Raw genomic sequence first — 15,039 nt, 5'->3', positions numbered from 1 at the left:
GCCCGAAGTCCTACTGACAGCTGCCAGCAACAGAAAGCAGCCGACTGCTTAAGGACTAACAGATATTGGCTAATTTTCAGGCATGAAGTTCTCCTGCGTTGCCCTGCCAGGCTTCCTGCTCGCATTCCTGTTGTCTTATACCACCGTCGCTCAAAGTCCGCAAACCCCCGTTTTGCGTTATGCCCTCACGCAGGCGACAACTGATACCAGCCGGGTGTTGCTGCTGGCTGACCTCAGTGCTTCGTTTCGCTATTCCCGCCACGATTCGGTGCTGTACTACGCCCAACAAGGCCTGGACTTAGCACGGCGAATTCATTTTGCCAAGGGCGAAGGGCGCTGCCTGACCCGCTTAGCCCTGTTGCAGAGCGAGCGGGGTAACCTGCCCCAGGCATTGCGCCTCAACCTGCAGGCCCTGCAGCGCAACGAAGCCAGCCACGACATGGATGGCATTGCCCGTACCTTCAACCAGATCGGCCTGCTGCACCAGTCACTTGACGACCATCGGCAGGCTTTCCAGTATTACTTCCGTGCCTTAGCCATCTACCGGCAGATTCGTACCCACGATACGTCTCAGCTGGTGAGCGTGCTGGCCAACATCGGGGCCACCTATACCGGGGCCGGGCAACTGGATTCGGCGGCGTACTACCTGGAAAAGGCAGAGGCGGAAGTGTTGCGCGAAACCCCGGGGCGCTGGAGCAGCTGGGGCAACCCCGAACCCTACGTGCTGCGGGAGCTGGGCTTGCTGGCTGCGGCCCGGCACCAGAACCGGGACGCGCTAAACTACTACCGGCGCAGTGCCCAGGCGGCCATGCCCGAAAACGACCTGCGCAGTGCCTGCCGGGCCTACCAGTACTTAGCCGAACTATACGAAGACCAGCAACAGACGGACTCCAGCGTATTCTACGGGCGCAAAGCCTTGCACATGGGCCAGAAGTTGTCCTATGTGGTGGGCATTGTGCATACCAGCCGCCTGCTGGCCGATGCGTTTGCCAGCCGGGGGCAGGCCGACAGCGCCCTGCAGTACCTGCGCATCAAGCAGGTGGCGCAGGATAGCCTCTACAACCCGCTGCGGCTAAAGCAGCTGGACGCCATTGCCCTGGCCGAGGTGCAGCGCCAGCAGAAGCTGGAGCAAGAACAGAGCGAGTACCAGGTACGTTTGTACATCTACGCCATGCTGGCCGGGCTGGGCGGACTGCTGCTGATTACGCTGCTGCAGGCCCGGCACAACCGCCAGCAGCGCCGCACCAATGCCCAGCTGCAGGAGCTGCATGCCCAGGTAGTAGAGCAGAAGGAAACCCTGGTAGCCAAGCGGGATGAACTCTCCCACATGCTCCGCGACCTAAAAACCACTCAGAACCAGCTGGTGATGCGCGACCGAATGGCCTCCTTGGGCGAGCTGATGGCCGGCGTAGCCCACGAGCTGCAGCAGCCGGCCCAAGCCATTGACAACCTGGCAGGCATCAGCGAGCAGCTAAGCGCCGAGTTGCGCGGGGCCGTGCAGGCGTTGCCCTTGGAGAAAGAACAGGCCGAGCCTCTGCAGGATATGGTGCAGAGTCTGGCGCAGTACCAGGCTACGCTACGACGCCATGGACAGCGGGTAGGCAACATCGTGCGCGGCATGCGGGAGTACTCCGGCAAACAGCCCGCCATGCGGCAGCTCATCAACCTGAATGAGCTGGCCGAGAACTACCTGCACCTCATCTACCACGATGCGCTGGCGAAAAACCCGGAAATGCAGGTAACCCTGGACCTGCAGTTGGATGAGGCAGTGGGTGAAGTACTGCTTGTGCAGCACGATATTGGCCGGGCCCTGATCAATATTTTTCTGAACGCCTTCCATGCCCTGCACACCCGCACTCACCAGCCCGATGTGCCGGCCGACTACGTGCCTATCCTTACGGTAGCTACGCTCCGCACTGGCGAGGAAGTTGAGCTGCGGGTGCGGGATAATGGACCGGGTATTCCCATGGATGCCCAAGGTCGGGTCTTCGAGCGGTTTTTCTCCACAAAATCTCCCGAGCAGGCTACCGGGCTGGGCTTGGCGCTAAGTCAGGAGATTGTGGCAGAAGGGCACGGCGGTACTCTGGCCATCGAAAGTGAGCCGGGTGCCTACACCGAGGTTATTATTCGGCTGCCTGCCCCACAGCTGCCTACCGTAGAATCGGCCGCCGCCACCGTTTGAGGCCGTAAAAACGCGGAAAAAGCGTCAGGAGCAATGCCGTGGTTCCGCGTACATTTGCCGCGTGCACCCCGTAACCTATGGTCCTGGCATGAACGAACAGTCAATCTTTATCGGCGCCGAGGCTTTGCCCGCGCTTCAGGCGTTGCTTGCCCGGCCGGCCGTCAGCCAGGTATTTGTGCTGGTGGATGCCAATACCCAGCGCTGGTGCTATAGCCTGATAGCGCCTTACCTGCCGGCAGGGCACCAGGTGATTGAAATTCCAGCGGGGGAGGAGTACAAGACCCTGGCCACGTGCGAAACCGTATGGGCCCAGCTCACGGAGGCCCGCACTGACCGGCACGCCGTGCTGGTAAACCTGGGCGGGGGAGTGGTTACGGACTTGGGGGGCTTTTGCGCGGCGCTGTACAAGCGCGGAATTCGGTTTGTGCAGGTGCCCACCACGCTGCTGGCGCAGGTAGATGCCAGCGTAGGTGGCAAGACCGGGGTTGATTTCCTGAGCTACAAAAATCAGCTGGGGGTGTTTCAGGAGCCAGCGGCCGTGTGTATCGACCCCCGCTTTCTCGAAACGCTGGATCCTCGCCAAGTTAAGGCTGGGTATGCCGAGGTAATCAAGCACTGGCTTATTGCCGATGCGGCTGCCTTTGCGCATCACCGATACCAGAGCATCACCTCCGTCGACTGGGAAAATATCATCCGCGAATCAGTAGCGCTAAAACAGCGCATCGTGGCGGCCGACCCGCTGGAAAGTGGTTTGCGCAAGCTGCTCAATTTCGGCCATACCGTGGGCCACGCCCTGGAAAGCTACCTGCTCACCCAGCCTGGCCGCGAAATTCTGCACGGGGAGGCCGTAGCGGCCGGGATGGTGTGCGAGGCTTGGCTAAGCCACCAGAAAGGAATGCTGGACGCCGCGGCCCTGGAGCAGATTGAGCTGCTGCTGTTCTCGCTTTATGAAAAAGTGCAGTTCGTGACCCTGGAAACCGACGCCATAGCCGATTTTGCGCGTCAGGACAAAAAGAACGCCGGTACCATTATCAACTGCACACTGCTGCAGGGGCTGGGCAATGGGGTGTATGATCAGCCCATTACCTTAGCCGAAATTGCGGAGTCGTTACGCCACTACCACCGGCTGTAGCTGCCGGCACCATTTCCCTGCTGTTCATTTGCGCGTGCAGTAAAGCGGCGCGCTTTTCTCGTGTATGACTACTCCTCTTGCTTCTGTATCTCTGACTTGGCCGGGAGGCCCTCTGCGCGGCACGGCCCAGGTGCCGGCTTCCAAAAGTGAGAGCAACCGCGCCCTCATCATTCAGGCTCTAGCTGAAGGCGGCCACCTGGCCAATCTGTCGGATGCCAACGACACCCAGCTCATGCAGCGCCTGCTGCAGGATTCGGCTGCTTCGGAGTTTGACGCCGAAGATGCCGGTACGGTCATGCGTTTTCTTACGGCTTACCTGGCCATGACGGGCCGTCAAACCGAAATCCGGGGCACCGCCCGTATGCATGAGCGCCCCATTGGGGTGCTGGTTGACGGCTTACGGCAGCTTGGGGCCCGCATTGAGTATACGGGGCAGGAGGGCTACCCCCCGCTCCGGTTCCTGGGGCTTACCCCACAGCCCGCTACGGATGGGGAGTTTGCCGAGCTGACCGTGCGCGGGGACATCAGCAGCCAGTACATTTCGGCGCTGCTGATGGTGGGCCCCACGCTTCCCCAGGGGCTACGCATCTGGCTGACGGGAAAAGTAGGCTCGCGCCCCTACATCCGCATGACGCTGGCCCTGATGCAGCATTTTGGGGCCCAGTGCCGCGACCTGGGCGAGGTGCTGGAAGTGCGCCCCGAGCCCTACCAACCCACTGACTACACCGTAGAAGGCGACTGGTCGGCGGCCAGCTACTGGTATGCCATGGTGGCCCTGGCCCCGGCTGGCTCTCACCTCACGCTGCCCACGCTGCGCCGCCATTCCTGGCAGGGCGACCAGGCCATTGTGGGCATCATGGAGCAGTTAGGCGTGCACACGGAGTTCCTCTCGAACGAGACGGTGCGGCTTACGCAGGTAGCGCCGGCCGCCGCCCTCAGGCAAGACTTCACCGATTGCCCCGACTTGGCGCAGACAGTGGCCGTAGTGGCCGCGGCGCTGGGAATACCGGCGGAAATGACCGGCCTGGAAAGTTTGCGTATCAAAGAAACAGACCGTATTGCAGCCCTGCAGGCTGAGCTGGCTAAGTTTGGCGGCGGCCTGACGGACGAAGGCGAGGGCGTGTTTCGGGTAGTGTCGGATAATTTCCACGTCAGCGGGCAGGAGGTAGCCACCTACCACGACCACCGCATGGCCATGGCCTTTGCGCCCTTGGCCTTGCACGGTCCGCTGACCATTCAGGCCCCCCAGGTAGTGCGCAAATCCTACCCCCAGTTCTGGCGCGAGCTAGAAAAAACCGGCTTCACGACGGACCCCGCCCCGGCTCCGGTATTTTAACGCCGACTGACTTGCAAACCCGCAAGGCCGGCCGGTAGCTGTTGCTGGACGGCCTTGCGGGTTTATTGGGCTCGAAGCTGGCGGAAGTAGGCCGCTGAGTGCTGCAAACGGCTTCCGTACCAGCTAAACAACTCCCCGTCGACGACACGTACGTTGGCCGTGGGGCAGATAGCCTTAAACTCAGACAGGTGCTTTTCGCTGAAGGGGTAGGGCTCCGAAGACAACAGAACGTGTTGCGGGGCCGCTTCCCGCAAGGCTTCGGCTGAAACCTCCGGGTAGCGGGTAGCGTGGCCAAACACGTTTTCGTACCCTGCCCGTTGCAGCAGGTCGTTGATGAACGTCCCACCGGCGGCCACCATGTAGGGAGCCCGCCAGATAAAGTAAGCCGCCGTTTCGGTAGTTGCCGGGGGTGTCAGAGCTTCGAAGGACGCATTAATAGACACTGCCAGATTCGCGGCAGCTTCCGGGCGGCTCGTCAGCAGGCCTACGCGCCGAATCATGTCCAGGGCCTCCGGCAGGTTGCTGATGTCGCTCATCCAGACAGGGTGCCTGGCCGCCAGCTGCTCAATACCTTCCTGGTAGTTTTCCTCTTTGTTGCCCAGTATCAGGTCGGGATTAAGGGCCGCAATGGCTTCAAAGTGAAAGTTCTTCGTGCCGCCAATAACCTTGGCCTGCGTGCGGGCCTCAGTGGGGTGCAGGCAAAACTTCGTCACACCCACGACCCGGTCACCTAAGCCCAGATCAAACAGCAGCTCGGTTTGGGAAGGCACCAACGACACAATCCGTTGCGGAGGAAAAGGTACGGCTACGCGCCGGTTCATCTGGTCGGTAACGGTGAGTGGCGGCAGGAGAGGAGGCAGTAGCATAGCGGCGAAGCAACAGAAAAGGCTGACCTGTAGGGCCAGCCTTTTCTAAGCAAGTTAAATCGTTTACTTGAAGTAGCGGAAATCGTGCTGGTCTTCAATGCGCAGCAGCGTTTCGTAGATAAGCTGGGTGACGCTTTGTACATCGTCTTTGTGCACGGTTTCAACGGTGGTGTGCATGTACTTCAGCGGCAGTGAAATAAGCGCCGAGGCCACACCCGCACCGGAGTAGGCAAAAGCATCGGTGTCGGTGCCGGTGGCCCGGGTGGCGGCGGCGCGCTGGAAGGGAATTTCTGCTTTCTGGGCCGTTTCAATGATGAGGTCGCGCAGGTTGTTCTGCACGGCGGGACCGTAGGTGATGACCGGGCCTTTGCCGCAGAAAATGTCGCCCGAGGTCTTCTTCTCGTACATCGGCGACTGGGTGTCGTGGGTTACGTCGGTGATGATGGCCACATCGGGCTTGATGCGGTGCGCTATCATCTCGGCCCCGCGCAGGCCAATTTCCTCCTGCACCGCATTCACGATGTAAAGGCCGAAAGGCAGCTTTTTGCCGTTTTCCTTGAGCATGCGGGCTACTTCCGCAATCATGAAGCCACCCACGCGGTTATCCAGGGCCCGGCCCACGTAGAACTTGTCGTTGAGCACCATAAACTCGTCCTCAAACGTGACGACCGAGCCCACGTGAATGCCCATCTGCTCTACTTCCTCTTTACTGGAAGCGCCGCAGTCTAGGAACACGGTTTCGATGGTGGGGGCTTTGTCCTGCTCCACTTTGCGCACGTGAATGGCCGGCCAGCCAAACACCGCCTTCACAATGCCCTTGTTGGTGTGGATGTTTACCCGCTTGCTGGGCGCCACCAAGGGGTCGGAGCCGCCATTGCGCCGCAGATACAGAAAACCGGACTCCGTGATGAAGTTGACGAAGTAGCTGATTTCGTCGGCGTGGGCCTCAATCACCACTTTGTACTCCGCCTCCGGATTTACCACGCCTACTACCGTGCCGTAGGTATCCACGAAATACTCGTCGATGTACGGTTTGAGGTAGTCGAGCCAAATCTTCTGGCCTTCTTTCTCAAAGCCGGTAGGCGAGGGGTTGTTGAGGTATTTCTGGAGAAACTCGAAGCTTTCTGGACGCATAAGAAGAAAAGGTAAAGGCACTATAAAATGAATCAGCTACGATTCTGAGGGCGCGGTGGATGTGGAGGGAGCATACCAAGCCATTGGAATATCGGCCTCAACGCCTTGGGTAGTAGCTACCCGGCCGAGAAACCGGCCTTCCTGGTGGAAACCCAACTGCTCATATAGGGCAATAGCCCGGGTGTTGCTTTCCCGCACTAACAACTCAACGCGCTGGACACCCGGAAATTGGGTCTGCACTGCCGTCAGCAGGGCGGTAAATAACTTTCGGCCCACGCCCTGGCCCTGGGCAGCAGGCGCTACGGCAACGGTGAGGTCGCCAAATACGTGCGCGAAGATCTGCAGGCCAGGCGAGTAGGTGTGAATTTCCGCCACCAGCTGGCCGTTTTGCTCGGCCACCAGCGCCACCCCGCGCTGCAGGCTGCGCGTAAGAAAGTTTAGCACATACTCATCCGTTATTTCCTCCGGCTGCCGGGCCAGACCCCCACTTTCTCCCGATACCTGCTGGTACAGGCTTTTGATGGCTGCAGCATCCTGTAGACGAGAAGGCCTAAACGTAATTAGCATACCTTGGGGGCTACAGCGGAATGTTGCCGTGTTTCTTGCGGGGCAGGGTATCCACTTTGTTTTCCAGCATCTTGAAGGCCCGAATCAGCTTCTGGCGGGTCTGTGAGGGTAGAATTACTTCGTCCACGAAGCCCCGGTGGGCGGCGCGGTAGGGCGTGGCAAACTTCTGCTGGTACTCGTCTACCTTTTCCTGGAGCTTGGCTTCGGGGTTTTCGGCGGCGGCAATTTCGCGCTTGAAGATGATTTCGGCCGCGCCTTTGGCGCCCATCACCGCAATTTCGGCCGTGGGCCAGGCGTAGTTCATATCCGCCCCGATGTGCTTCGAGTTCATCACATCATAAGCGCCACCGTAAGCTTTGCGGGTGATAACGGTGATGCGCGGCACGGTGGCTTCGCAGAAGGCGTACAGCAGCTTGGCCCCGTTGGTGATGATGCCGCGCCACTCCTGGTCGGTGCCGGGCAGGAAGCCGGGCACGTCTTCCAGCACCAGCAGCGGAATGTTGAACGAGTCGCAGAAGCGTACGAACCGCGCCGCCTTCGTGCTGGCGTTGATGTCGAGTACCCCGGCCAGCACGGCGGGCTGGTTGCCCACAATACCAATGCTCCGGCCGCCGAGGCGCGCAAACCCCACCACAATGTTCTCAGCAAAGTTCTGGTGCACCTCCATAAAAGTGTCGGCATCAATAATGCCTTCAATCACCTCCCGAATGTCGTAGGGCTGGTTGGGGTTTTCGGGAATAATGGTGTCGAGCACCGCGCGGGTTTCGTCGGCCGCCGAGTAGGGCAGGGCCGGGGCAGTTTCCTCGCAGTTTTGGGGCATGTAGCTCAAGAGCTGCTTGAGCTGCTGAATGATGGCTACCTCGTTCGGTGCCGTGAAGTGCGTAACGCCGCTCTTAGCCGAGTGCGTGCTGGCACCACCCAGTTCTTCGCTCGTTACGTTTTCGTGGGTTACGGTTTTCACCACGTTGGGGCCCGTCACGAACATATAGCTCGTGTTTTCCACCATCAGGATGAAGTCCGTGATGGCGGGGGAGTATACCGCACCGCCTGCGCAGGGCCCCATAATAGCCGAAAGCTGGGGCACTACGCCCGAGGCCAGGGTATTCTTGTAGAAGATGTCGGCGTAACCACCCAGACTCACCACGCCTTCCTGAATCCGGGCTCCGCCGGAGTCATTGAGGCCGATAACCGGGGCACCGTTCTTCATGGCCAGGTCCATGATTTTTACGATTTTCTCGGCATGCGTTTCGCTCAGCGAGCCGCCGAACACCGTGAAATCCTGGGAGAAAACGTACACCAAGCGGCCATTTACCGTGCCGTAGCCCGTCACCACCCCGTCACCGAGGTAGTACTCCTTGTCGAGTCCGAAGTCCTTGGAGCGGTGCATCACAAACTTGCCGATTTCCTCAAAGGAGCCCTCATCCAGCAGCAAATCCACCCGTTCCCGGGCGGTAAGTTTGCCTTTCTGGTGCTGGGCATCAATGCGGGCTTGGCCGCCGCCTAGCAGGGCTTCCTGGTTTTTGCGGGCAAGAATTTCGGTTTTGCTTAGTTGGGCTTCAGCGTGCGGATCGGACATGGGGTGGGGAAGTCGGTAGCTACATGGGTAAGGACGCCAAAGGTAACGTACTGAGCAAAAAAAGCTGCATCGTAATTTGGGCGAGTATAAAAAGCAAAAACGGCCGGCTCCCTCGCGGAAACCGGCCGTTTGCACTAAAATCTGGTACGCTTACTTCTTCGCGTCCGCGTCGTCACCCGTTTCGGGCTTTTCGGCGGGCCGCTCGTCGCTGGCGAGATTGGGTGCTTCGTCGCTCTTGCTCACCGAGAACTTCAGCTCGTCTTTCCCAGCTTCATAGTCGGCCGTGATGACGTCGCCTTGCACCACCTGAGCCTTCAGGATTTCCTCGGCAATCGGGTCTTCGATGTACTTCTGGATGGCCCGATTGAGCGGACGTGCGCCGTATTTGGGGTCGAAGCCCTTTTCGGCCACGAAGTCCTTGGCGGCTTCGGTCAGCTCTACGCGGTAGCCCAGCGTCTGCACCCGCGAGAGGAGCTTGCTCAGGCTGATGTCGATAATCCGGTGGATATCCGACTTTTCCAGGGAGTTGAAGACGATAACATCGTCCAAACGGTTCAGGAACTCAGGCGAGAAGGTTTTGCGCAGGGCGTTGGTGATGGTGCCCTTCGTCAGCTCGTCCATGTTTTCCTGCCGCGCCTTGGTGCCAAAGCCGATGCCTGCGCCGAAGTCCGCTAGATCACGCGCCCCAATGTTGGAGGTCATGATGATGATGGTGTTGCGGAAGTCCACTTTACGGCCGAGGCCGTCGGTCAGGATACCGTCGTCAAGCACCTGCAGCAGCAGGTTGTACACATCGGGGTGTGCCTTCTCAATTTCGTCGAGCAGAATCACCGAGTACGGCTTGCGGCGGATTTTCTCCGTCAGCTGACCGCCTTCTTCGTAGCCCACGTAGCCGGGAGGTGCGCCCACCAGGCGCGATACGCTGAATTTCTCCATGTACTCCGACATGTCAATCCGCACCAGCGAATCTTCCTTATCGAAGAGGTAAGTGGCCAGCACCTTCGCCAGCTCGGTTTTACCTACACCCGTCGGGCCTAGGAACACGAATGAGCCGATGGGCTTTTTGGGGTCTTTCAGACCCACGCGGGTGCGCTGAATGGCTTTCACCAACTGCTTGATGGCCTTGTCCTGCCCGATTACCTTGCCCTGGAGCTCTTCGCCCATTTTCAGGAGCTTGGAGCTTTCGTTCTGGGCCACGCGGCTCACGGGAATGCCAGTCATCATGGCAATAACCTCAGCCACGTTTTCCTCCTTCACGGTGTAGCGCTTCTTCTTGGTCTCCTCTTCCCAGTCCTTCTTGGCTTGGTCGAGCTGATCAATCAGCTTCTTCTCCGTGTCGCGTAGCTTGGCGGCTTCCTCGTATTTCTGCGACTTCACCACGCGGTTTTTCTCCACTTTGATGTTCTCAATCTGCTCTTCGAGCTTGAGAATATCCTCGGGCACCACGATGTTATTGATGTGCACGCGGGCACCGGCCTCGTCGAGAATGTCGATGGCCTTATCAGGCAGGAAACGGTCCGACATGTAGCGGTCCGACAGCTTCACGCAGGCCTCAATGGCCTTGTCGGTGTACACCACGTGGTGGTGGTCCTGGTACTTGTCTTTGATGTTGTGCAGGATTTCGATGGTTTCCTCGGGCGTGGTGGGGTCCACCATCACCATCTGGAAACGACGGGCCAGGGCGCCGTCTTTCTCGATATACTGCCGGTATTCGTCCAGCGTAGTAGCCCCGATGCATTGAATTTCGCCGCGGGCCAAGGCTGGCTTGAACATGTTAGAAGCGTCGAGCGAGCCGGAAGCACCGCCAGCGCCTACAATGGTGTGCAGCTCGTCGATGAACAGAATCACGTCGGGCGACTTTTCCAGCTCGTTCATCACGGCCTTCATGCGCTCCTCAAACTGGCCGCGGTATTTGGTGCCAGCTACCAGCGAGGCCAGATCGAGCGTAACGACGCGCTTGTTGAAAAGCACGCGCGACACTTTTTTCTGGATGATACGCAGGGCAAGGCCCTCGGCAATGGCCGTTTTACCGACGCCCGGCTCCCCAATGAGAATGGGGTTGTTTTTTTTGCGGCGGCTCAGGATCTGGGCTACCCGCTCAATTTCCTTTTCGCGACCCACGATGGGGTCGAGCTTATCGTCTTCGGCCAGCTTGGTCAGGTCGCGGCCAAAGTTGTCGAGCACCGGGGTGCGGGACTTTTCGCCGGGCTTTTTAGCCGCCGAACTGCTGCCGGACTTGGAAGCCGAGCCAAAGAGTTTGTCGTTGTCGTCGTCGTCGGTGTCGGAAGGACCGGCCGAGGGACCAGCGGCATTGCCGCGGTAATCGAGGGAATCGCGCACTGCTTCGTAGTTAACGTTGAACTTGGCCAGAATCTGGGAAGAGATATTGTCCTCATCGCGCAGGATGGAAAGCAGCAAGTGCTCCGTGCCGATGATTTCGCTCTTGAAGATTTTAGCTTCCAGGTAAGTGATTTTGAGCACCTTTTCCGTCTGCTTCGTGAGCGGAATAGAGCCGGTTATGCTAGTGCCCTGCGTAGCCGTGTTGCGGGTGGCTTGTTCCAGCGCGTACTTGAGCTCATCCACGGAAATGCCCAATTTCTTGAGCAAGCCAATGGCCGTGCCTTCGCCCTCGCGAATCATGCCTAGCAATAGGTGTTCGGTGCCAATATAATCATGCCCGAGCCGGATGGCTTCTTCCCGGCTCAAGGATATGACCTCCTTGACTCGATTTGAGAATTTAGCTTCCATGCAGATAAGTAGTGAAGAAAAAGGGAAACCCGCAAGTCTTCGTAGCTGCTTACGAAAAAACGGGATGGGCCGCTGGTATCTGATAACAGAGGAATACGGGCCAGGGTTCTGAAGAAGGAGGAGAGAGACGGCAAAAGCCCTACGCGAGAAAGCTGCCGGCGGCTGGTCCCTGCATAAACAGCAGGTCCAGGATGCTCAGCCCAGGTACAAATGATGCGCCAAACGTATGCGCGTAAGGCCGCACCGACGTCCTGTCAGGTTCTGGGTTGGTAGGTGATTTAGGCGTCAGCCAGTCGCGCCGGTCGTGCACGGCAGTGGAAGCATAGGTAGGGTGGTAGTCAGTGGTGAATTCAACCGGAAGCCGGAGCCGCAGGCAGCGCAGATAGAACTGCAGCAGCGTCAGATTCAGGTCAAAAAGTAGGGGAAATTTCTGTACGTAAATATCGTGCAGATAGTCGGCGTAGTACGCAAAATAGGGGCTGCCCCCGTAGGCCGTTTGCAGGGTGCGCCAGTGCCGGTACACCCAGTTCTGGCGGTAGTCGATTTCCAGGTTCCTGATTAGTACTTTCTCGCTGCGGTTGCCGTCTACAACGGGTACGGTAAGGGGCTGAACACCCTGGGCCGTCAGGATCAGGCAGCGGTTACGGTAGGTTTGCTTATGATAATGCTCATGCTGCTCCAGCCACAGCGCATCTTTTCCCAAAAGTTCAGCAAAAAACGTGGTAGGAGGATTATATTGGAGCTCAAACAAAACAGGCATGATGCTGGCTTAGCAGGCGACGAATACGGGCCCATGCAAGGGGAACCCGCGCCAAAGTACGGGCGTTAGCCGCAGTACTTCGTTCCCAACACCTTTCTTTATTTCTGACATCCTGACATGAAATTCTACCTGCTTGGTATTCTGAGTTTGCTGCTGTCAGCCGTTGCGCAGGCGGCGCCCCCCCGGTTACTGCTGGACGTAGCCGCTTTTCGGAACACTGACACCAGCCGCAAAGGTGGCGTGCTGGAGGTCTACGCCACCGTAGACGGCAATTCCCTCACGTACCAGCGCCGGGCAGTAAAGGCCTTCCAGGCCTCGGCGGTGCTTACGCTGGAAGTACTGAAGGCCGATGGTCAGATCGTGTATAGCGAAACAATAAAGCTCAAGCCGCCCGTGCTGCGGGATACCGCGCAGGCTATCAAAAACCCGATGAGCTTTCAGAAGCGTGTGATCCTGCCCGATGGTACGTACACGGTGCGCGGGCAGGTGCGCGACCAGTTCAAGGCCGGCGGCAACCGTATTCTGGAGGTTCCGGTGGCGTTGCAGTTCGACCAGGCCGGCCTGCGCCTCAGCGACGTGGTAGTGCTGGCCAAAGCGCCTAGCCGCTCCTCCGATGAGTCGAACTTTACCCGGGGGGGATACCTGCTGATCCGCACGCCGGGCGGCCTCTACGGCCGCGGGGCCGACCGGCTGTTTGCCTACGCTGAGCTGTACAATGCCCCCGCCGAGCAAACGCTGGCCACTAAGTACCGGCTGCGGCTGGTAGGCGCTACCAAAGATGCCGCTACAGGCGCCGGCATGGCCAAAGCGCTGGGCAATGCCCCCCACCTCATTCTGGTAGACATGGATATTGCCAAGGTGCCCGCTGGGGAATACGATTTAATTGTGGAAGTTCGCGGCGCCAAAAACAAGCTGCTGGCCAGCAAAACCACCCGGGTGCTCCGGCAGCCCGATACGTACGCTCCGGCGGCCGCCGCTATTCGCTTATGAGTTCCTCTACTGCCTCCTCTCCCTATCCCTGGTACTTCCGGCCGCTCGATTGGGGATTGCGAGGTTTGGCTGCCCTGCCGTTGTTTGTGCTCTACGGGCTGGCCGAAGTGCTATATTTCCTGATGGCCTACGTGCTGCGCTACCGGCAGCGGGTGGTGCTTAAAAATTTGCGCAACTCGTTTCCGGAGAAATCGGCGGCCGAGCACCGGCAGCTGGCCCGGCGCTTTTACCGGCACTTTGCGCAGCTGATGGTAGAAATTTTGTGGTTGCGCCAGGCCACTCCGGCGCAGCTGAAGCGGCGCGTGGAGTACCCCAACAAGCACGTGCTGATCGACCATGTAGAAGCGGGCCGCTCGGTGCTGGCGTTAGGCTCTCATGCGGGCAACTGGGAATGGATTCTTACCTCGGGGCAGCTGCAGCTGGATGTGCCGGCCGTGGGCGTCTATCAGCCGCTGAACAATGGCTTCTTCGACGAATTCATGTACAAGCTGCGCACCCGCACCGGAGCTGAGTTGGTAACCATGCGCGAAACCATCCGCTACATGGCTGCCACCCGCAACCGCCAGAAAGTGCTCAGCATGCTTTCCGACCAGAGCCCCAGTAACCCCACCAACCGCTATTGGACGCACCTGTTGCACCAAGACACGGCTTTCTACACTGGGGCCGACCGGCTGGCCTCGCACTTTCAGCTGCCCGTCGTATACGTCAGCATTCAGCGGGTGCGACGGGGCTATTATCGTATCGTGCTGGAAGAGCTGTTTGACGGCCAGTCCGCCTTGGACCCCAACCAGCACCAGATTACGGAGGCCTTTGCCCGGGCCCTGGAACGCGACATTCAGGCCGCCCCGGCCGATTACCTTTGGTCTCATCGGCGCTGGAAGCACAAGCGAGAGGCAACCGAAAGGGTACACTGATAAGCGAACCGCTTTAAAAGTGGAAAGGCCACGCCTGCAAACGCAGGGGTGGCCTTTCCACTTTTAGGGGCTTGGCACCTATAGGTACTGCTCGATGTCGCCGGCGCCCTGGCGGATGATGTTGAAGTCTTCGTCGGTACAATCGATAACGGTACTAGCCACATTGTGCCCGAATCCGCCGTCGATGACCAGGTCTACCAGGGGGCGGTATTTCTCGAAAATCAGGTCCGGATCGGTGCTGTACTCCAGAATCTCGTCGTCGTCGTGCACGGAGGTGCTGACGATGGGGTTGCCAAGCTCCCGCACCAGGGCCAGGCAGATGTTGTGGTCGGGCACGCGGATACCCACAGTTTTGCGCTTTACCCCGCCGTACTTGGGGGCTTTGGTGCTAGCCTCAAAAATAAACGTGAACGGCCCGGGCAAGGCTTTCTTCAGCACTTTATACACCGGGGTAGTAATGCCGTTGGCATAGTCGGTGATGTGCGACAGATCGGAGCAAATAAACGACAGGTTGGCTTTATCCGGCTTTATGCCTTTAATCCGGCAAAGCTTCTCCACGGCCCGAGCATTATGAATATCGCACCCCAGCCCGTAAATGGTATCGGTGGGGTAGATGATGACGCCACCACTACGCAGTACCTCCACGGCTTGCTGGATACGATTCTGCGGCGGGTTGTCGGGGTGAATACGGAGTAGGGTAGCAGCCATAGAAAGAAGTTGTTGAAAAGGGGGACCACGCAGAACCGTTTCCTGCCCCACTCAGATAGGCCGGGACAAGGTACTAGGCGGGCAACAAAACTGCTACCCAGCCCAGCGCTTTTCCGGATGCGGGTA

12 protein-coding genes are annotated in these 15,039 nt (G+C 58.9%); 5 read left to right on the top strand and 7 right to left on the bottom strand.

Translation table 11 applies throughout. The features are described from left to right. Positions 1–82: 82 nt before the first annotated feature. The 3 genes from FY528_RS05875 (at position 83) to FY528_RS05865 (ending at position 4,650) form a co-directional block, all read left to right on the top strand. The gene (locus FY528_RS05875; protein WP_149070060.1) at positions 83–2,182 is read left to right on the top strand and encodes a tetratricopeptide repeat-containing sensor histidine kinase; all 2,100 of its coding nucleotides are present in this window, start codon (positions 83–85) and stop codon (positions 2,180–2,182) included. Positions 2,183–2,270: 88 nt separating this feature from the next. Further along, positions 2,271–3,314: a 3-dehydroquinate synthase gene (gene aroB, locus FY528_RS05870; RefSeq protein ID WP_149070059.1), complete on the top strand. Its 1,044-nt coding sequence runs from the start codon at positions 2,271–2,273 to the stop codon at positions 3,312–3,314. A gap of 64 nt (positions 3,315–3,378) precedes the next feature. Then, positions 3,379–4,650: a 3-phosphoshikimate 1-carboxyvinyltransferase gene (locus tag FY528_RS05865; protein ID WP_262383922.1), complete on the top strand. Its 1,272-nt coding sequence runs from the start codon at positions 3,379–3,381 to the stop codon at positions 4,648–4,650. A 62-nt stretch (positions 4,651–4,712) separates the two neighbouring features. On the opposite strand, the gene FY528_RS05860 is transcribed toward FY528_RS05865, so the two are convergent. From FY528_RS05860 to FY528_RS05835, 6 genes are all read right to left on the bottom strand, one after another. Next, complete coding sequence (locus FY528_RS05860) at positions 4,713–5,516, bottom strand: helical backbone metal receptor (RefSeq protein ID WP_262383921.1); 804 nt, start codon at positions 5,514–5,516, stop codon at positions 4,713–4,715. Between the two features lie 63 nt (positions 5,517–5,579). After that, positions 5,580–6,650, bottom strand: coding sequence for a M42 family metallopeptidase (locus FY528_RS05855; RefSeq protein ID WP_149070058.1), 1,071 nt, complete (start codon positions 6,648–6,650; stop codon positions 5,580–5,582). Between the two features lie 36 nt (positions 6,651–6,686). Then, positions 6,687–7,217: a GNAT family N-acetyltransferase gene (locus tag FY528_RS05850; protein ID WP_262383920.1), complete on the bottom strand. Its 531-nt coding sequence runs from the start codon at positions 7,215–7,217 to the stop codon at positions 6,687–6,689. Between the two features lie 10 nt (positions 7,218–7,227). Next, entirely contained in the window at positions 7,228–8,793 is a 1,566-nt protein-coding gene (locus FY528_RS05845; RefSeq protein ID WP_149070057.1) for an acyl-CoA carboxylase subunit beta, read from the bottom strand. Between the two features lie 150 nt (positions 8,794–8,943). Continuing rightward, the gene (locus FY528_RS05840) at positions 8,944–11,541 is read right to left on the bottom strand and encodes an ATP-dependent Clp protease ATP-binding subunit (RefSeq protein ID WP_149070056.1); all 2,598 of its coding nucleotides are present in this window, start codon (positions 11,539–11,541) and stop codon (positions 8,944–8,946) included. Between the two features lie 139 nt (positions 11,542–11,680). After that, positions 11,681–12,301, bottom strand: coding sequence for a WbqC family protein (locus FY528_RS05835; RefSeq protein WP_149070055.1), 621 nt, complete (start codon positions 12,299–12,301; stop codon positions 11,681–11,683). 117 nt (positions 12,302–12,418) lie between these two features. Between FY528_RS05835 and FY528_RS05830 the strand changes: the two genes are divergently transcribed. Together FY528_RS05830 and FY528_RS05825 are read left to right on the top strand one after the other, a co-directional pair. Next, positions 12,419–13,291 (top strand): hypothetical protein, encoded by an 873-nt coding sequence (locus FY528_RS05830; RefSeq protein ID WP_149070054.1) that lies wholly within the window; start codon positions 12,419–12,421, stop codon positions 13,289–13,291. After that, positions 13,288–14,205 carry a lysophospholipid acyltransferase family protein gene (locus FY528_RS05825; protein WP_262383919.1) on the top strand — a complete coding sequence of 306 codons (918 nt, stop codon included), beginning with the start codon at positions 13,288–13,290 and terminating at the stop codon, positions 14,203–14,205. Before FY528_RS05830 ends, FY528_RS05825 begins: the two co-directional genes overlap by 4 nt. Positions 14,206–14,283: 78 nt before the next feature. Here the strand turns inward: FY528_RS05825 and FY528_RS05820 are convergent, their stop codons facing one another. Then, the gene (locus FY528_RS05820) at positions 14,284–14,913 is read right to left on the bottom strand and encodes an L-threonylcarbamoyladenylate synthase (protein WP_149070053.1); all 630 of its coding nucleotides are present in this window, start codon (positions 14,911–14,913) and stop codon (positions 14,284–14,286) included. Between the last annotated feature and the right edge of the window lie 126 nt (positions 14,914–15,039).

This window comes from Hymenobacter lutimineralis (assembly GCF_008271285.1).
In the GTDB taxonomy this organism is placed as follows: domain Bacteria; phylum Bacteroidota; class Bacteroidia; order Cytophagales; family Hymenobacteraceae; genus Hymenobacter; species Hymenobacter lutimineralis.
Note: the sequence above shows the minus strand (reverse complement) of the source record. Positions and strands in the feature narration are given on the sequence as shown.